This is a genomic window from Bacillus sp. LNXM65 (genome assembly GCF_002998575.1).
GTDB lineage: Bacteria > Bacillota > Bacilli > Bacillales > Bacillaceae > Bacillus.
The window spans coordinates 61791-78483 of record NZ_PVRB01000004.1 but is presented as its reverse complement, the minus strand read 5'-3'; the positions used below and the strand labels follow the sequence as shown (position 1 = coordinate 78483).

The 16693-nt window shown below is 40.6% G+C and carries 21 protein-coding genes; 15 read left to right on the top strand and 6 right to left on the bottom strand.

Annotated features, from left to right (window positions below; translation table 11 throughout):
* The first annotated feature begins 8 nt into the window (after nucleotides 1–8).
* Nucleotides 9–272 carry a YpbS family protein gene (locus C6Y03_RS08835; protein WP_034661003.1) on the top strand — a complete coding sequence of 88 codons (264 nt, stop codon included), beginning with the start codon at nucleotides 9–11 and terminating at the stop codon, nucleotides 270–272.
* A gap of 275 nt (nucleotides 273–547) precedes the next feature.
* Nucleotides 548–1435 carry a 5'-3' exonuclease gene (locus C6Y03_RS08830; protein ID WP_060596707.1) on the top strand — a complete coding sequence of 296 codons (888 nt, stop codon included), beginning with the start codon at nucleotides 548–550 and terminating at the stop codon, nucleotides 1433–1435.
* A gap of 16 nt (nucleotides 1436–1451) precedes the next feature.
* On the opposite strand, the gene C6Y03_RS08825 is transcribed toward C6Y03_RS08830, so the two are convergent.
* The 3 genes from C6Y03_RS08825 to C6Y03_RS08815 are packed head-to-tail and all read right to left on the bottom strand — an operon-like array spanning nucleotide 1452 to nucleotide 2708.
* Nucleotides 1452–1577 carry a hypothetical protein gene (locus C6Y03_RS08825; RefSeq protein ID WP_003215584.1) on the bottom strand — a complete coding sequence of 42 codons (126 nt, stop codon included), beginning with the start codon at nucleotides 1575–1577 and terminating at the stop codon, nucleotides 1452–1454.
* Nucleotides 1578–1621: 44 nt separating this feature from the next.
* On the bottom strand, nucleotides 1622–2017 hold the full coding sequence (locus C6Y03_RS08820) for a reverse transcriptase-like protein (protein ID WP_034660999.1): 396 nt from the start codon (nucleotides 2015–2017) through the stop codon (nucleotides 1622–1624).
* A 1-nt stretch (nucleotide 2018) separates the two neighbouring features.
* Nucleotides 2019–2708 (bottom strand): queuosine precursor transporter, encoded by a 690-nt coding sequence (locus C6Y03_RS08815; RefSeq protein ID WP_060596706.1) that lies wholly within the window; start codon nucleotides 2706–2708, stop codon nucleotides 2019–2021.
* Nucleotides 2709–2802: 94 nt separating this feature from the next.
* Here C6Y03_RS08815 and C6Y03_RS08810 point away from each other — a divergent pair, with 94 nt between their 5' ends.
* The 3 genes from C6Y03_RS08810 (at nucleotide 2803) to C6Y03_RS08800 (ending at nucleotide 4010) form a co-directional block, all read left to right on the top strand.
* On the top strand, nucleotides 2803–3474 hold the full coding sequence (locus C6Y03_RS08810; protein WP_106039192.1) for a ribonuclease H family protein: 672 nt from the start codon (nucleotides 2803–2805) through the stop codon (nucleotides 3472–3474).
* Nucleotide 3475: 1 nt separating this feature from the next.
* Nucleotides 3476–3658: a zinc-finger domain-containing protein gene (locus C6Y03_RS08805; RefSeq protein ID WP_003215998.1), complete on the top strand. Its 183-nt coding sequence runs from the start codon at nucleotides 3476–3478 to the stop codon at nucleotides 3656–3658.
* A 169-nt stretch (nucleotides 3659–3827) separates the two neighbouring features.
* The gene (locus tag C6Y03_RS08800; RefSeq protein ID WP_003215507.1) at nucleotides 3828–4010 is read left to right on the top strand and encodes a hypothetical protein; all 183 of its coding nucleotides are present in this window, start codon (nucleotides 3828–3830) and stop codon (nucleotides 4008–4010) included.
* Between the two features lie 51 nt (nucleotides 4011–4061).
* On the opposite strand, the gene cspD is transcribed toward C6Y03_RS08800, so the two are convergent.
* Nucleotides 4062–4262 (bottom strand): cold-shock protein CspD, encoded by a 201-nt coding sequence (cspD, locus tag C6Y03_RS08795; RefSeq protein WP_003215784.1) that lies wholly within the window; start codon nucleotides 4260–4262, stop codon nucleotides 4062–4064.
* A gap of 258 nt (nucleotides 4263–4520) precedes the next feature.
* Here cspD and C6Y03_RS08790 point away from each other — a divergent pair, with 258 nt between their 5' ends.
* Complete coding sequence (locus C6Y03_RS08790; RefSeq protein ID WP_034660996.1) at nucleotides 4521–5222, top strand: AIM24 family protein; 702 nt, start codon at nucleotides 4521–4523, stop codon at nucleotides 5220–5222.
* A 33-nt stretch (nucleotides 5223–5255) separates the two neighbouring features.
* On the opposite strand, the gene C6Y03_RS08785 is transcribed toward C6Y03_RS08790, so the two are convergent.
* On the bottom strand, nucleotides 5256–6407 hold the full coding sequence (locus C6Y03_RS08785; RefSeq protein WP_095285307.1) for a diglucosyl diacylglycerol synthase: 1152 nt from the start codon (nucleotides 6405–6407) through the stop codon (nucleotides 5256–5258).
* 228 nt (nucleotides 6408–6635) lie between these two features.
* Nucleotides 6636–7544: a homoserine O-acetyltransferase MetA gene (metA, locus tag C6Y03_RS08780; RefSeq protein ID WP_034660994.1), complete on the bottom strand. Its 909-nt coding sequence runs from the start codon at nucleotides 7542–7544 to the stop codon at nucleotides 6636–6638.
* A 138-nt stretch (nucleotides 7545–7682) separates the two neighbouring features.
* On the opposite strand from metA, the gene C6Y03_RS08775 reads away from it, so the two are divergent.
* The 9 genes from C6Y03_RS08775 to C6Y03_RS08730 all read left to right on the top strand — a co-directional run bounded on the left by C6Y03_RS08775 (nucleotide 7683) and on the right by C6Y03_RS08730 (nucleotide 16668).
* Nucleotides 7683–9365 carry a formate--tetrahydrofolate ligase gene (locus C6Y03_RS08775; protein WP_106039277.1) on the top strand — a complete coding sequence of 561 codons (1683 nt, stop codon included), beginning with the start codon at nucleotides 7683–7685 and terminating at the stop codon, nucleotides 9363–9365.
* A 74-nt stretch (nucleotides 9366–9439) separates the two neighbouring features.
* A complete protein-coding gene (locus C6Y03_RS08770; protein WP_003216059.1) occupies nucleotides 9440–9922 on the top strand; it encodes a glutathione peroxidase in 483 nt (160 codons plus the stop codon).
* A gap of 13 nt (nucleotides 9923–9935) precedes the next feature.
* On the top strand, nucleotides 9936–10547 hold the full coding sequence (locus C6Y03_RS08765) for an HD domain-containing protein (protein WP_066030751.1): 612 nt from the start codon (nucleotides 9936–9938) through the stop codon (nucleotides 10545–10547).
* Nucleotides 10548–10577: 30 nt separating this feature from the next.
* Entirely contained in the window at nucleotides 10578–11714 is a 1137-nt protein-coding gene (locus C6Y03_RS08760) for a conserved virulence factor C family protein (RefSeq protein WP_106039191.1), read from the top strand.
* Between the two features lie 307 nt (nucleotides 11715–12021).
* Nucleotides 12022–13698 carry a dihydroxy-acid dehydratase gene (ilvD, locus tag C6Y03_RS08755; RefSeq protein WP_012010311.1) on the top strand — a complete coding sequence of 559 codons (1677 nt, stop codon included), beginning with the start codon at nucleotides 12022–12024 and terminating at the stop codon, nucleotides 13696–13698.
* An 82-nt stretch (nucleotides 13699–13780) separates the two neighbouring features.
* Nucleotides 13781–14215: a BrxA/BrxB family bacilliredoxin gene (locus tag C6Y03_RS08750; protein ID WP_034660988.1), complete on the top strand. Its 435-nt coding sequence runs from the start codon at nucleotides 13781–13783 to the stop codon at nucleotides 14213–14215.
* Nucleotides 14216–14281: 66 nt separating this feature from the next.
* Complete coding sequence (locus tag C6Y03_RS08745; protein ID WP_106039190.1) at nucleotides 14282–15070, top strand: class I SAM-dependent methyltransferase; 789 nt, start codon at nucleotides 14282–14284, stop codon at nucleotides 15068–15070.
* Between the two features lie 434 nt (nucleotides 15071–15504).
* Nucleotides 15505–16122: a YpjP family protein gene (locus C6Y03_RS08735; protein ID WP_106039188.1), complete on the top strand. Its 618-nt coding sequence runs from the start codon at nucleotides 15505–15507 to the stop codon at nucleotides 16120–16122.
* 18 nt (nucleotides 16123–16140) lie between these two features.
* Nucleotides 16141–16668, top strand: a complete 528-nt coding sequence (locus C6Y03_RS08730) for a phosphatidylglycerophosphatase A family protein (RefSeq protein ID WP_034660983.1) — start codon at nucleotides 16141–16143, stop codon at nucleotides 16666–16668.
* Nucleotides 16669–16693: the final 25 nt, after the last annotated feature.

Sequence of the window (16693 nt, the reverse complement as noted above, 5' to 3'; positions counted from 1 at the left end):
GATAGAAAATGACGAGCGTACACGAAGAGATTTCCGCTCACTCACAAAAGCAGCATGCTCATATTCAGTCCTTTCTTGAGCTTGAACAGAAAAGAGAACAAGCAATAGAGACTGCTGTATTCAAATGTGAGCAAAACGAGCCATTTACAACAGACGACATCAATGCCATTACGTCGAAGATGAATGAGCTTGCACGAGGCGGTATTGTTCCGCTGCGTAAGCATGTGACGAATGATATGGTCAGGGAGTATGTCAAGCGGAAACAGAAGTAAAGAGTAACTTTCTCTTTTTTGGTCATCTTAATGAATGTACCGAGAAAGGGGAATGATCATGAAAAAAAAGCAACAGACAAAGCAGCAGGATGAGCGTGACCCTAAACAAAAAGACATGCCGTCCTATGCAGAAGCAGAGTCGAAAAAAATGCAATACGGTCAAAAGTAAACAGGGTGCCTCTTCTTTTCTAAAAGAAGAAGGCGCCTTTTTTATGTCGAGTTTTGTGTTCTGTGATAGAATAGGAGTATTGTTTTGAAAAAGGGAGTTTATAAGAATGAATAAACACGTACTGCTTGTAGATGGAATGGCGCTTTTGTTCAGATCGTTTTATGCAACGGCTGTACATCGCAATTTTATGATAAATGATCACGGTGTGCCGACAAATGGAGTCAATGGCTATTTGAAGCACTTATTAACGGCTGTACAGACATTTGAGCCAACGCATATTGTTTGCTGCTGGGATATGGGAAGCCAAACATACCGAAACGAATTGTTTCAAGATTATAAAGCAAATCGGGGAGAGGCGCCTGTCGAGCTCATTCCGCAATTCGATTTAGCAAAAGAAGCTACAGAAGAACTGGGAATTGTAAACATTGGTTTAAAGGGCTTTGAAGCAGATGATTGTATCGGTACTCTTGCTGCGCTCTACCAAAAAGAAGCACGGGTGACTGTCCTAACTGGAGACAAAGATTTGCTGCAAATTTTGAATGAACAAGTCACTGTTGCCTTGATGCAAAAAGGAATTGGCAATTATAAGCATTATACAAAAGCCTTATTCGAAGAGGAAATGGGAATCTCTCCAAAGGCGCTGATCGATATGAAAGCACTCATGGGTGATGCAAGTGATAATTATCCAGGTGTCAAAGGAATCGGAGAAAAAACCGCATTAAAATTTATCCAAACATATGAAACGATTGACGGTTTGCTAGAAAATGTCCATGAACTAACGGCTGCACAGCAAAAGAAAATGCAAGCAGGATTAGAAGATCTGAAGCTTTCTCGTCTATTGGCAGAGATCAAATGTGATGTCCCGCTCAGCTGTCCAATTGATGAGACGAAAATGAACATCAATCAAGAACGTGCTGCTGCTATGCTGAGGTACCATCAAATCAAAGGAATCGAACCGATGATGAATCGTTTAAGTAAAATAGAGATCAGCTAAAGCCGATCTCTCAGGTTCATCTTTTTGTATTGCTTTTCTTCGCTCTATTTTCCAGCTGAGATAGTGGCTGTTTATCTTTTGTTTGCGCATCACCTTGTGGGGTTGTCCCATTTGTGACACGACCTTTATTTTCTTTATCCAATCAGTATCACCTCACACACATTAGCATAACCGAAAAAAAGCGATTCATCCTTTAGAAAGGTGAATCGCTTTTCTAGCGAGCTGATCCGCTATTTGATTTTCCTTACTCGGAATCCATTTAATGAAAAATAAATCAAACTGGCTTTGAAGTTCGATCATCTCTTTGATAAAATGCTGAAAGGCTGGATTTTTAGCAAATCCTGCATTGGCTGCGCGGTCAACTACTTGTGAATCTGTTCGAAATGAAACGGTACGCAATCCTTTTTCCGCGCATATTTTCATCCCCTCGATCAGAGCGGAAAATTCTGCTTCGTGATTGCTCATTGATCTAAGAGGAATGGAGAAGGATTCAGCCTTTCCATCATATTTAATGAAAATGCCGATGCCAGAGGGACCTGGATTACCTGCACTTGCACCATCAATGTATATTTCAGCTGGCACATTATTTCACCCTTTCATCAAGCGGAACCATTTTTTTCGCTGCATACGCGTAAGGTGTCGCAATCGCAGCTACGATAAATTTAATGACATATGTCGTGATGAAGATTTCAATCCATACATGAAATGGATACGTGCCAAGAAAGGCAATGGTCGTGAAAATCAGTGTATCAAGAAGCTGGCTAATCATCGTACTTCCGGCGTTGCGCACCCAGAGCGCACCATCGGAAGGAAATATCCGGCGAATAAACGAATATACATAAACATCTAGCATTTGACTGATCATATAAGCAGCGAGACTGCCAAGTGCAACCCTTGGCATAAAGCCAAATATCGTTTCCAGCGATGATTGTGAGATATCAGATGGAGCGGGATGGAAAAGCAAAGCCTCCTGCATGACAACAGTTAGTGTTAAAAGGGTGGCAAAGCCAATCCAGACAGCTTTTCTCGCTTCATTTTGTCCATATTTTTCATTTAATACGTCCGTTGCAAAGAACACACTGCCGTACAAAATATTTCCAAGTGTTGCCGTTAAGCCAAATAATTCAACGGTTTTGACAACTTGTAAATTTGCGGCAGCCGTCGCAAAGCCAATCCAGACAAAAAGGCCCATCTTGCCAAATCCTTTATAAAATAGAAGAACAATGATAAAATTAATGATCGCAAATAAGATCCAAATACCTTCATTAAACAAGTGACATGAACTTCCTTTCTCATTGTAAAATGTAACTTTTTGATTATAGCATAACGTATGTTTACCTTAAAAGCACGGGAAGGCGATGTGATCAATGAAATTAAGAGCACACTACACAATGAAAGTGAAATCAATTGGGTCCATTGCTTTTTACCAAGAAGATTGGTTGGAGCTAAAAGAGGCCTTGATTTTAGCAAAACATATCGACAAAAAAGAACCACAGTCACTCCTGTCATTTGAAGATGAAAAAGGGGCCATGTGGTCCATAAAAGAGCTTGAAAAGCTAAATGAAGAACTAAAGCTTGAACCTGATCAGCTTCAAGTCTATTTTGATGCAAGTTTTCATAAAGAAACAGGCGACTCTGGTCTTGGAGTTGTCGTCTACTATAAGCTGGGAAAAGACGCTTATCGATTGAGAAAAAATCAGCCTTTCCAAGGGAGCACCAATAATGAAGCAGAGTATGCGGCTTTATTTGAGGCAGTAAAAGCTTTAAAAGACCTAGGGGCAAGCAGAAATTCTGTCACGATTAGAGGAGATTCACTTGTTGTCATGAATCAGTTAAAAGGAGAATGGCCTTGTTATGATGATGTACATAACAAATGGCTTGACCGAATTGAAGCGGCTTTAAAAGAGCTGAAGCTGACGCCAACCTATGAAGTCATCGATCGGAAACAAAATGCAGAAGCGGATCAGCTTGCAAGACAGATTCTTGCAGACGTCCCAATCGAAAGTACATTGAAATTAGAAGCAGACGGAGCTGAATAATGTGGATAAAAAAACAGCAGTACAAGAATTGACCGATCTTCAAGACACGTATTGTTCAGATTGTTTGATTAAGAAGCATTTTCGGAAAGAATTTGGCAAAAAGTATGCCCATTCCTTTTGTATACAGCAATGCACCGTTGGAGAGAAAATAAAAGAATATGGACAGACGCTGCTCAAAAAGTAAGCGGACGCACCGGTTTTCCCTGCTCAAACATCCGTTCATGAAAAAAAACGGATAGAATGTGTAAAAAAAGAACATATTCTGAAAAATGAGCCGATATAACTATAGAAAGTTTTGGTTGAGTTACTTTTTGACTAAGTGACGGATATTAGAGGAAAAGGGGAAGGCCGGTATGAATAATAAGGAGTTCGAAACGGTATTACATCGAACATTTCAAGAGGTGTACAGCGATCTAGAGCAACTAGTAGATGTAGCAAAGAAGGGAAGACCTTTTCTCGAAAAAGATATCTCTGAAATTGAACAACGACTGAAGCAAAATATTTTAGCGATTGAAATTCAGCTGAAAATCAAATAAGAGAGGCATAGGCCTCTCTTTATTTTGTCTTTACATCATTGATTTAGTTGATTAGATTTTTGTTACGTTTGCAGCTTGAGGTCCACGATTACCTTCAACGATTTCAAAAGAAACTTCTTGTCCTTCTTCTAAAGACTTGTAGCCGTCACCTTCGATAGCTGTGAAGTGAACGAATACATCGTCTCCGCCTTCAACTTCAATGAAGCCGAAACCTTTTTCATTATTGAACCATTTTACTTTACCGTTTTGCATATTGCTTTTTCCTCCTAGTACTGTAGCATACCTTTTGGCATACTAAAAAAAATTTTCATCACCTAACGACTTTGCAGTTGTTAAATGATGGTTTCACTATACACCATCAAAAGTAAAGCGTCAAGCGTGAAAGCCAAATTTTGAGCAGAATGTTTGATTTTTTTTGGCGAATAATAATAATAGATAAACCGTCCCCATTTTCTGAAACTTTATGCACACCTTGTCCGTATATAAAAAAATACAGGAAGAGGTGCTATCATGAATCGTTATACACTTGAAGAATTTGTTCAGAATACGCAGCAGGAAGATAAAGGAGAAGGGGTCTTCGAACTTGAAACATCAAGACTTTTAGAAATTAATTTGACTGATACCATTTGGGCAAAAACAGGTTCCATGGTTTCGTACCGAGGCAAAATCAAGTTTGAACGCGAGGGCGTTTTTGAACATGGCGTCTCAAAGATGTTCAAAAAAATGCTGTCAGGAGAAGGCACTTCACTCATGAAGGCAACAGGTGATGGGAAATTATATGTGGCAGATCAAGGCAAAAAAATCTCAATTCTTCGTTTGGCTCAAGGGGATTCCATTTTTGTGAATGGGAATGATCTGCTCGCATTTGAACCGTCAGTGCGCTGGGATATCAAATTGATGAAAAAAGTGTCGGGCATGCTTGCAGGCGGTTTATTTAATGTCAAATTAGAAGGACCAGGCCTTGTTGCGATTACGAGTCATTATGAGCCGCTCACATTGATTGTTCAGCCGGGTGACTCTGTCTATACAGATCCGAACGCGACAGTTGCATGGTCAGGGGATTTAAAAACTGAATTTGTGACAGATGTTTCATTCAAAACCTTTATTGGCAGAGGAAGCGGAGAGTCTATTCAAATGAAATTTAGCGGAAGCGGTTTTGTTGTCGTGCAGCCGTTTGAAGAAGTGTACACAACAAATGGAAATCAAGGATAAAGAAAAAGGTGTCCGTCAATGACGGACACCTTTTTATGATAATGCACGAGCATACGTTTTGTTATTCGTGATGAGATCTGATTGCTCAACGATATCTTCCAAAATGGTTTGAGAAGAATGCTTTAAGTGCAGTTTTTTAATGTTTTGTTTCATGACTTCTAACTTTTCTTCATCTTGCAGCAAGTTGGTCACAGATTCTAAAATGTCTTCATGTCTGTTGATGACGATGGCCGCACCATAATCTTCAAAGAAATGAGCATTTTCCTTTTCTTGTCCAGGGACAGGCTTGTAAAGAATGACCGGGACACCGATTGCTGTTGCTTCTGTTAAAGTAATACCGCCTGGTTTTGTGATCATACAATCTGTTACTCTGAACAATTCATCAATTTGTTCCACATATCCAAGCGCCTTCAATTGATCTGGATGTGCTTGTTCAAGATCGCTCAGTGATTGTTTTAGCGCTGCGTTCTTTCCGCATACAACAACAATTTGTACTTCACTGTCGAGAAGCAGCGCTTCACATAATTCCTTGACATTTTTCAGTACACCATGAGCACCAGCCATAATCAGAAGAACTTTTTTGTTTGATGATAATCCATATTTTTTATAAATCTTCGATTTTGGCACGTCTGCTTCAAATTGTGGTCTAATAGGAATGCCTGTCACTTTGACATCGCTTGGATGTGTGCCGATTTCCACTAATTTTTGTTTCACATAATCGGTTGCAACATAGTATCGGTCGATGTTTTCATGTACCCAAATCTTATGAAGACAGAAATCTGTCATGACATTAAATGTCGGGATGACTTTGCCTGTTTTGTTCCGGTATTCTGGAACAACAATCATCGGGAATGTAATAATAATGATATCCGGATTGTGTAATTGAATGAGTTCATCAAGACGCTTATTTCCCATTTTTAAATAAATGTTAAATTTGCGTTTATTGTAAATTTTATCTACACCGTAATAAAACAAGCGATAAAATTGTTTCCCAATGGAAAAGCTCTTCAAGTATAAATATTGAGTCACTTCTGACACAATGGGATTTGATTCTTGATACAAATTAGAAACTACAACATGTTCAAACCCTTGGGATTTGCATTCATCATACAGTGTTTTAGCCACCTGCATATGTCCATTTCCATAATTTGCGGTCAAGATTAATATTTTTTTATTGGTATTCAAGAATATTCACCTCAAATGTAATCAACAACAACAAAACTTCGTACGAAAACTATTAATCTCATAGGTCTACATATACATAAAGATAACATATAAACAGCCAGAGCATATCATTCGTTACGAAAGAATTAAACTAATTTTAAAAAACAACGAGACTAAATTGATAATGGAAGACAGAGCCATTTGTATTTTAACACATTTTGATCATTTATCATCAGACCACAGTCTATTTTATTCCCAAACGTATGGTGTTTCTTGATAAACATAATAATTGAGCCAATTCATAAACAGTAAAGTGGCATGGGCTTTCCAGCGATTCACTGGGACTAATGTGTCACCATCTTCTATAAAATAGTGGACAGGTTTTTGGACTGTATCATGCTTCAACAAATCTCTTTCATATTCCTGCTTCAATGTGTCCGTATCATATTCAGGATGTCCAGTTAAAAATACTTGTTTATCATCATCTGAAACAATTAAACAAACACCCGCTTCTTCAGAGATACTCAATACTTTCAAATTCGGCGTGTTTTTTAATTGTTCTGTATTAATATCTGTATGCCTCGAATGTGGGACATAGTATACTTCATCGAAACCTCTGACTAATCTTTCTTTTTTCTCTTTCACAAGATGCTCAAATACACCAAATTTTTTCTCGGGGAGCTTGATTTTTTCAATCCCATAATGGTGATATAGGCCTGCCTGTGCACCCCAGCAAATATGAAGGGTAGACGTCACATTGGTTTTACTCCAGTCCAAGATGTCCTGAAGCTCTTTCCAATAGGACACTTCTTCAAAAGCTAAATGCTCAATTGGTGCGCCGGTGATGATCATTCCATCAAATTTCTTATGGCGAATCGATTCAAAGGTCGTATAAAATTCATCTAGATGCTCTCTCGACGTATTCTTCGGTGTATGCGTACTTGGAATCAAAAACGTAAAGTACACTTGCAAAGGAGAATTTCCGAGCATTCTTAGCAGCTGCGTTTCAGTTTGTATTTTTTTTGGCATTAAATTTAAGATCACGATATTCAAAGGACGGATATCTTGCTTGAATGCCCTTGTCTCATCCATGACGAAAATGTTTTCGCTCTCTAGTATTTGTTTTGCCGGCAGATGAACTGGTATGTTAATAGGCAACTCGCCACCCCCTGAACCAAAGCTAATTTCACTTCATTATAGGAACTTTCTGGCGATATTTCAATGTTTCAATTATGTTACAATGAAAAACAGAGCAAAAACAAAGCTGTTTCTGGAAAAAAAGGAGGCCGTTTATTTATGATCACAAAGCATTTATCAGATATTGACATCGCCCAAAAGGCAAAGCTGAGTCCTATTCAAGACATCGCAGCAAAGCTGCAAATACATGACGAAGAATTAGAATGCTATGGTTTCACAAAAGCGAAAATATCTTTGACTATTTTTGACCGTTTAAAAGAACAAAAAGAAGGACATGTGATTCTTGTCACATCGATCAATCCAACGCCAGCAGGTGAGGGGAAGTCTACCGTAACAGTCGGCCTCGGTCAAGCCTTCGAAAAAATTGGGAAAAAAGCAATCATTGCGATGCGCGAGCCTTCATTAGGTCCTACAATGGGCATAAAAGGCGGTGCAGCGGGTGGAGGATATTCACAAGTGCTGCCAATGGAAGAAATCAATCTTCATTTTACAGGAGATTTTCATGCCATTACTTCTGCACATAATGCCTTATCTGCGTTCATTGATAACCATATCCATCACGGAAATGAACTCGGCATCGACTCGCGCCGCATTGTATGGAAGCGAGTGCTTGATTTAAACGATCGTGCATTAAGACAGGTCGTTGTCGGACTTGGCGGTCAGTTAAATGGGTATCCTAGAGAAGACGGATTTGACATCACAGTTGCCTCCGAAATGATGGCCATCCTTTGTTTAGCAGAAGACTTAACCGATTTAAAAAAACGTCTTTCTTCTATTGTTGTTGCCTATAATCAAGATGGCGAGCCAGTCACAGTTGGAGCACTTGGATATGAAGGTGTTCTTACGTTACTTTTAAAAGACGCGCTCAAACCGAATCTTGTTCAAACGATTGAAGGAACTCCGGCCCTAGTACATGGTGGTCCTTTTGCCAATATTGCGCATGGATGTAATAGTTTGATTGCAACCAAAATGGCGGCGAAATTAGCCGATTATGTGGTAACAGAAGCTGGATTCGGAGCAGATCTTGGAGCAGAAAAGTTCCTGCACATTAAAACAAGAGCTGGTGATTTCAAGCCTGGTGCAGTGGTCATTGTGGCGACTGTCAGAGCATTAAAGATGCATGGCGGAATGAAGAAAACTGAACTCAAAGAAGAGAATGCACATGCCGTATTAGAAGGTATACATAATTTAGAAAAGCATATTGAAACTGTGCAAGCCTTCGGTCTTCCATACATCGTCGCAGTAAACAGGTTTATCACTGATACAAAAGAAGAGATTCAATCGATAGAAGATTGGTGCCACGCACATGGCCATCCAGTCAAAGCTGTGAATGTATGGGAAGAAGGAGGCGAAGGCGGGACAGCACTTGCCGAGGAACTCGCGACACTTATTGAAAAGAAGAAGAACCACTTTTCCTATTTGTATGAAGAAAATGATTCTATCGAAGAAAAGTTATCTAAAGTTGCCCAAGTGGTTTATGGAGCAGACGGGGTCACACTCACTTCAAAAGCAAGAAAGCAGCTGGCAGCCATCGAGAAAAACGACTGGGGTCATTTACCGGTTTGTATGGCAAAAACGCAATATTCACTTTCGGATGATCCAGCTTTAATTGGGAGACCTAAGGGCTTTACCATTACGATTCGTGAGTTAAAACCATCTGTAGGAGCAGGATTTATTGTTGCTTTAACCGGAAGCATTCTGACAATGCCTGGATTACCTAAAAAACCTGCGGCGCTCGAGATGGATTTATTAGAAGACGGCAGTGTGACAGGGCTCTTTTAACAGGAGGCATAAAAAGCGATTTTATAAAAGAAGCATGTTACGATAGGAAAAAGTGAATCCTAGGAGGCTATGAGATGTCAATTTATGATATTCAGGTCAAGACCATTAACGGTCAGGAAAAATCAATGGCAGATTACAAAGGAAAAGTACTCATTATTGTCAACACAGCAAGCAAATGTGGACTGACTCCTCAATTCAAACAATTGCAAGAGCTATATGATCAATATCATGAAAAGGGCCTTGAAATTTTAGGATTTCCGTGCAACCAATTTATGAACCAGGAGCCAGAAGGGGAAGAAGCGATTCAGGAATTCTGTTCTTTGAATTATGGCGTAACCTTCCCTATGTTTGCGAAAGTAGATGTCAATGGTGACAATGCGCATCCGCTTTTCAAACATTTAACAAGTCATGCAAAAGGTGTACTTGGAACGAAAACAGTGAAATGGAATTTCACAAAATTTATCGTGGATCAAAACGGAGAAGTCACTGAGCGGTTCTCTCCGAAAACATCACCAAAAGAATTAGAAAGCTCCATCATCGCTCTTTTGGACAAATAAGGTGCTCACAGTCATGCAGAAAAAACAATTGGAGGCAGCTGCCTCCTTTGTTTCAGATCAGCTGAAATATGAACCGACTGGACACGATGCGGCTCATATTGATCGTGTGCGCCAGCTTGCCCGCCAGATTGCTAATCAGGAAGGCGGCTCTCTTTTTATGATCGAAATGGCAGCGATTGTTCATGATGTCATTGATGAAAAGCTGTCGAGTGAATGGAAGCTTTCACCGCAACAACTTGAGCTTCAGCTCCTTTCTTGGGAAGTTAATACGCGGGATATTCGTTATATCATGGATATCATTACCACGATGTCTTTTCGTCATCGACATAAGCAGAATAGGCCTATGACGTTAGAAGGGGCCATTGTTCAAGACGCAGATAGACTCGATGCGATAGGGGCAAGCGGTATTGCAAGAGTGTTTACTTATGCAGGCGCAAGAGGGGAGCCCCACTATACAAATAACACGCAGCAGGGTTCCGTGCTAAAGCATATGGAAGAAAAATTGCTCAAATTAAAAGACTTGATGAACACCTCTGCAGGAAAGCAGCTTGCTGAGGAGCGGCATGAATTGATGAGCTTATTTATCAAGACGTGGAAAGAAGAATGCGGCCTTACAGATGAGTAGGGTCTTTATGTGTGTAAGGAGGATGTATAGATGAAAATAACAGCGATAGAACCGACGCCAAGTCCAAATACCATGAAGGTCATTTTGACAGAAGCACTTGCCGGCGGTAAAAGCAACAACTACAAAAAGGATCAAAAAGACGAAGCGCCAGAAATGATCAAGCGCATTTTGAACATTGAAGGTGTAAAAGGTGTTTATCATGTCGCAGATTTCTTAGCGGTCGAGCGTAATGCAAAGTTTGACTGGCAGGGCATTTTACAACAGGTGAGAGAAGCCTTTGGTCAAGAAACAGAAGGCCTTCAGGAAGGACCGCAGTCAGGCGGTGACACATTTGGCGAAGTCAAAGTGTTTGTCCAAATGTTTAATGGGATTCCGATGCAAGTCAAATTAACTGACGGCGAAAGAGAAGAGCGGTTCGGAATGCCTGAACGCTTCCAAGCAGCCATTTTAAAGCTCAGAAGCAGTTCAGACAATGTCGTATTTGAACGTGTGTGGAAAGAACATGGCGTTCGTTTTGGTGACTTTGCTGATATCGGCCAGGAAGTCACAGAAGAGCTGCAAGCAGCCTATGATGACGAGTGTTTAGCCCGCTTAACAGAGGCGGTCAAAGAAGGGCAAGAAGCCGTAGATAGACAGGTGAACCGAAAGGCATATGATGTAACAGAAGACATGCTGCGCGAGGAAGATTGGAAAAAGCGTTTTGCCCATTTAGAGCAAATGCAGCCAGAGCAAAAGGATATACCTGTTTTAATGAAAGCGATGGAGGACCCAAAAACATCCATTCGCAGACAAGCCGTTGTGAATGCTGGAATGATTGAAGATCCTGCTATACTGCCTATATTATATAAGGGACTTAAAGACAAAACTGTGACGGTCCGCAGAACCGCTGGAGACTGTATTTCAGACCTTGGTGATCCTAGCGCTATGGAAGCAATGATCGAAGCATTAAAGGATCCGAGTAAACTTGTCCGCTGGCGAGCAGCTATGTTCCTCTATGAAGAAGGTGACGAAACAGCACTTGACGCATTAAAAGAAGCTGAGCAAGACCCTGAATTTGAAGTCAGCCTTCAAGTGAAAATGGCGATTGAGCGCATTGAGCACGGAGAAGAAGCGAAAGGCTCTGTATGGAAGCAAATGACAGAAAGTAGAAAAAATGCATCAGAATGATGAGAAATATGAGCAAGCTGCCAATGAAAGGCAGCTTGTTTTTCTTAAAGTGATAGACAGAAAAATTTTTTTAGAAAAATTATTTTGAATATTGTTGAAATATGCGAAAAAACTCTATATAGTAGTACCAATATAGAATATTGGAGGTCAGATTTTATGACACGAACCTTGCTGAGCGCTAGTTTCAGCAGACATGTTGGTCATCAGTCATTCATCGGTGGCTAAATAAACAGAAAATTTGTAAAATAAAATCAACTCAAAATCATGCAGTCAACAAGACTTGTAGTATAGGAGGCTTTTTAAACAGATGGCAGAACTACGCAGTAATATGATTAAACAAGGAATTGACAGAGCACCTCACCGAAGCTTACTAAGAGCGGCGGGGGTAAAGGATGAGGACTTCGGCAAGCCATTTATTGCCGTATGTAATTCCTATATTGATATTGTCCCAGGACATGTCCATCTTCAGGAATTCGGGAAAATTGTGAAAGAAGCCATTCGTGAAGCTGGCGGGGTCCCATTTGAATTCAATACGATTGGGGTCGATGATGGAATTGCGATGGGTCATATCGGGATGAGATATTCATTACCAAGCCGTGAAATCATTGCTGACTCTGTAGAAACCGTTGTATCTGCTCACTGGTTTGATGGAATGGTTTGTATTCCTAACTGCGATAAAATTACACCAGGGATGATGATGGCAGCGATGCGTGTCAATATTCCGACTGTCTTTGTCAGCGGTGGACCGATGGAAGCGGGTAGAACAAGTGATGGCAGAAAGATTTCTCTTTCTTCTGTATTTGAAGGCGTTGGTGCATACCAGTCAGGTAAAATTAACGAAGAGGAATTAAATGAATTAGAACAGTTTGGCTGTCCAACCTGCGGTTCTTGTTCAGGTATGTTTACAGCAAACTCAATGAACTGTTTAGCAGAGGCGCTTGGAATTGCTCTTCCTGGAAATGGAACGATTTTGGCGACATCACCAGAGCGAAGAGAATTTGCGAAAAAGTCAGCAAAACAACTGATGGAGCTCATTAAAAAGGATATTAAACCACGTGATATTGTGACTGAAAAAGCAATTGATAACGCATTTGCATTAGATATGGCACTTGGTGGTTCAACCAATACCGTTCTTCACACACTGGCGATCGCAAATGAAGCAGGTGTTGAATATTCACTTGAACGTATCAATGAAGTAGCAGAGCGTGTGCCTCATTTATCAAAACTTGCTCCAGCTTCGGATGTTTATATTGAGGATTTACATGAAGCAGGCGGCGTCACAGCTGCGCTAAATGAATTGTCCAAAAAAGAAGGCGCACTTCATTTAGATACAATGACCGTCACAGCGAAAACGCTTGGTGAGAACATTGCAGGACATGAGGTAAAAGACTATAACGTCATTTATCCAATCGATAAGCCATTTACTGAAAAGGGCGGCTTAGCCGTTTTATTTGGAAACCTTGCGCCAGATGGAGCCATCATTAAAACGGGCGGGGTACAAGATGGGATCACACGTCACGAAGGACCTGCGATCGTATTTGAATCCCAAGAAGAAGCTCTTGAAGGCATCATTAATAGAAAAGTAGAAGCAGGACATGTTGTCATTATTCGCTATGAAGGACCTAAAGGCGGACCTGGTATGCCAGAAATGCTTGCACCAACTTCACAAATTGTCGGTATGGGACTTGGGCCAAAGGTTGCTTTAATTACTGACGGACGTTTTTCCGGCGCTTCTCGTGGTTTGTCCATTGGACACGTCTCTCCAGAGGCAGCTGAAGGCGGCCCGCTCGCCTTTGTTGAAAATGGTGACCATGTCGTGGTTGATATTGAACAACGCATTTTAAGCGTCGATGTTCCAGAGGAAGAATGGGAAAAAAGAAAAGCAAACTGGAAAGGCTTTGAGCCAAAAGTGAAAACTGGCTATCTTGCTAGATATTCAAAACTTGTGACATCAGCCAATACAGGCGGAATCATGAAAATTTAATCTGATATGGAACATTTGAAAATTGGCTCTCTCTATAGTATCCTTTATTCACAACATAAGGATTTTTAGAGGGGGCTTTTTTATGTCAATGGCATATGAAGAATATATGCGCCAGCTCGTTGTGCCAATGCGCCAAGAGCTGACAAGTGCAGGATTTCAAGAACTTAAGACGGAAGAAGAAGTAGAACAAACCATGCAAGAAGCTGAAGGAACAACATTTGTTGTCATTAATTCTGTATGCGGATGTGCTGCCGGATTAGCACGTCCAGCAGCGACTCAAGCTGTGATGAAGGCAGAAAAAGCTCCAGACAGAATCGTCACAGTATTTGCTGGGCAGGATCGGGAAGCAACGGCAAAAATGAGAGAATACTTCACGGGTGAAGAGCCATCATCTCCTTCTATGGCCCTTTTAAAAGGAAATGAACTCGTTCATTTTATCCCGCGTGACGAAATTGAAGGTCATGAAATGGAAGATATCATGAAAAATGTCTTAACTGCATTCGAAAAACATTGCTAATACAAGTGTTGAAATGCCCTGTGATCAGATCAGGGCATTTTTTCTTGATCATGATGGAGGAACAATATGCTCATTACAACAAGCTTTAGAGCAAATGAACAAACGATTGAAACAGCGAAGGCTCTTGCAGAGGATTTACATGGTGAGTATGTAGAAAGACGCAAACAATCCGTCAAGCAGCTTGCGATGAAACGAGGAGATGTACTTGTTGTCGGGAAAGAAAGATTCGAATGGTATCAGCCTAATGGTGAAAAGTTCTTTTTTCATCCAAGCTCAGCGATGTTCAGGGTGAAGCGGCTCTTGCGCGGAGAAAAGGATCCTTTAATTGAAGCAGCACAGCTAAAGCCGGGAGATTCCTTTTTAGATTGCACACTTGGCTTAGGGTCAGATGCTATTACTGCAAGCTGTGCGATAGGCAGGAATGGAAGGGCCATCGGTATAGAAAAGAATCCCATTACGGCGTTACTAGTGCGAGAAGGACTGAACACATGGGAGACAGGGATAGAAGAAGCAGATGAAGCGATGAAACGGATATCTGTGATCAGTGGAGACAGTATCGAGCAGCTAAAGCAGTGTCCTGACCGTTCATTTGATATTGTCTATTTTGATCCGATGTTTGAGGAAACGATTCAAGAATCTACAAGTATAGCGCCGCTACGTCATGCGGCAGAGCATCACTTTGATCACGAAATAGCCGTGCAAGAGGCGTTAAGAGTGGCAAGAAAAAGAGTGGTTTTAAAAGATCATTGGAAAAGTACACGATTTACAGCGGAATCCTATCAATTTCACGTCATAAAACGAAAAACAGCCCAATTTCATTATGGTTATATTGAGAAAGAAAAAAGCCCTCACTAAGGACTTTTACAGCGTGTAGACAAACCCTTGCATTCGTTGTCAGTCCCGCGCTCCGGTACTTACGAATATCAAATTCGCTCCATTCCAGTGCTCGTCCTTCCTAGACTTCAAAGGTTTTCTATCACGCTGAATAGAAGACAAAGGACTAAAATCAAGATTATTTTAGCCCTTTGTCAACAATCTGAAAAAGCCCTTTCTAAGGGCTTTTAATCCGTAATCTCCATATAGACAAAATAAAACAGTGTCAGCAAGGAAGCTGTGATGAAAAACCCTTCAAGCATACCCATTCCTCCCAAATTTTAGTCGTCATTACTGTCATTGTAAACGTTTTATTATGAAAAAGAAAGTCTCAAATCAGTGACCAAATTGAATGACTGAAAATTCATTATATGCTAGAATAGCAGTATGATAACTTATGGAAGGAATTAGATATCATGAAGATGTGGATGAGAAAAACGCTTGTTGCGCTCTTTACAATTGCAACTTTTGGTTTAATCTCTCCTCCGTCGGCTTTGATGACAGACAAGCCATCTGAACTTTCTTCATCTGATAAAACGCCTTATACAGCGGTTTATGATACATCAGATGAATTGCGCAGCTGGGAACTATCGCAAGAGGACAACGAAGAGCAGGTAGACCCCTTTGAGCAATATAAGGAGGAGGTTCTATCAAGTGCAGAAAATCAATCCTTTCTCAAATTCGGCCGTAAAATCACACCTGTCATTGAAGACGAGTACAGAGAAGAGATTCAACCGAAAATTGAACAAGTGTTAACAGATGTTTTAACAAATTTCAAAGATGACGAAAAATTTCAAGATGTTGTGTTAACTGATCAGCCTTCAAGCGGAAATGGCGAAAAAATCTTCCACATCTACAACCGAAAGACTGGAGAAGATTTGCTCCGTTTTCATGTGAGAAGAGATCAGCCGCCACACAGCGGATATTGGTTTAACTTTCACTACCATACAGCAGAAGATGGATTCCAGACGCATCATGAACTCGGTAATATTTACTGGGACAAAAACACCCCACCGAGCTGGATGAGCCACTAGAAGGAGATGTCATGCCAATTGAAAAAGTATACAATGAACGAAATGGTGCAGATTACAAAACAAATGTTAAACGAACGTGGAGTGAAAATTGAAGATATTGCACATATTGTGCTAAAGCTTCAAGAAAAATATCATCCAAACCTTCCACTTAGTGTCTGTATTGAAAATGTTGAAAAAGTGTTGAATAAAAGGGAAATTGTCCATGCGGTTTTAACAGGACTTGCCCTTGATCAGCTGGCTGAAAAAAAGCTATTGCCAGAACCATTGCAGCACTTAGTAGAAACAGACGAGCCGCTATATGGTATTGATGAAATTATTCCGCTTTCCATTGTCAATGTATATGGATCAATCGGTTTGACCAACTTCGGTTATTTAGATAAAGAGAAATTTGGTATTATCAGGGAATTAGATGAAGGTCGTCCAGGTGAAGTGCATACCTTCCTTGATGACCTTGTCGCCGCGCTTGCCGCAGCAGCAGCTAGCCGTATTGCTCACTCACACCAAGATATTAAGGACGAAGAGCAGGATCGAGTGAATCAAGTATAAAAAGAAAAACATGTCTGCTCATCAT

Excerpts from the sequence above, each read along its gene's own strand:
- C6Y03_RS08835 (WP_034661003.1), top strand. The coding sequence starts at position 9 with ATGACGAGCGTACACGAAGAGATTTCCGCTCACTCACAAAAGCAGCAT.
- C6Y03_RS08830 (WP_060596707.1), top strand. The coding sequence starts at position 548 with ATGAATAAACACGTACTGCTTGTAGATGGAATGGCGCTTTTGTTCAGA.
- C6Y03_RS08810 (WP_106039192.1), top strand. The coding sequence starts at position 2,803 with ATGAAATTAAGAGCACACTACACAATGAAAGTGAAATCAATTGGGTCC.
- C6Y03_RS08800 (WP_003215507.1), top strand. The coding sequence starts at position 3,828 with ATGAATAATAAGGAGTTCGAAACGGTATTACATCGAACATTTCAAGAG.
- cspD (WP_003215784.1), bottom strand. The coding sequence starts at position 4,262 with ATGCAAAACGGTAAAGTAAAATGGTTCAATAATGAAAAAGGTTTCGGC.
- C6Y03_RS08790 (WP_034660996.1), top strand. The coding sequence starts at position 4,521 with ATGAATCGTTATACACTTGAAGAATTTGTTCAGAATACGCAGCAGGAA.
- C6Y03_RS08775 (WP_106039277.1), top strand. The coding sequence starts at position 7,683 with ATGATCACAAAGCATTTATCAGATATTGACATCGCCCAAAAGGCAAAG.
- C6Y03_RS08770 (WP_003216059.1), top strand. The coding sequence starts at position 9,440 with ATGTCAATTTATGATATTCAGGTCAAGACCATTAACGGTCAGGAAAAA.
- C6Y03_RS08765 (WP_066030751.1), top strand. The coding sequence starts at position 9,936 with ATGCAGAAAAAACAATTGGAGGCAGCTGCCTCCTTTGTTTCAGATCAG.
- C6Y03_RS08760 (WP_106039191.1), top strand. The coding sequence starts at position 10,578 with ATGAAAATAACAGCGATAGAACCGACGCCAAGTCCAAATACCATGAAG.
- ilvD (WP_012010311.1), top strand. The coding sequence starts at position 12,022 with ATGGCAGAACTACGCAGTAATATGATTAAACAAGGAATTGACAGAGCA.
- C6Y03_RS08750 (WP_034660988.1), top strand. The coding sequence starts at position 13,781 with ATGTCAATGGCATATGAAGAATATATGCGCCAGCTCGTTGTGCCAATG.
- C6Y03_RS08745 (WP_106039190.1), top strand. The coding sequence starts at position 14,282 with ATGCTCATTACAACAAGCTTTAGAGCAAATGAACAAACGATTGAAACA.
- C6Y03_RS08735 (WP_106039188.1), top strand. The coding sequence starts at position 15,505 with ATGAAGATGTGGATGAGAAAAACGCTTGTTGCGCTCTTTACAATTGCA.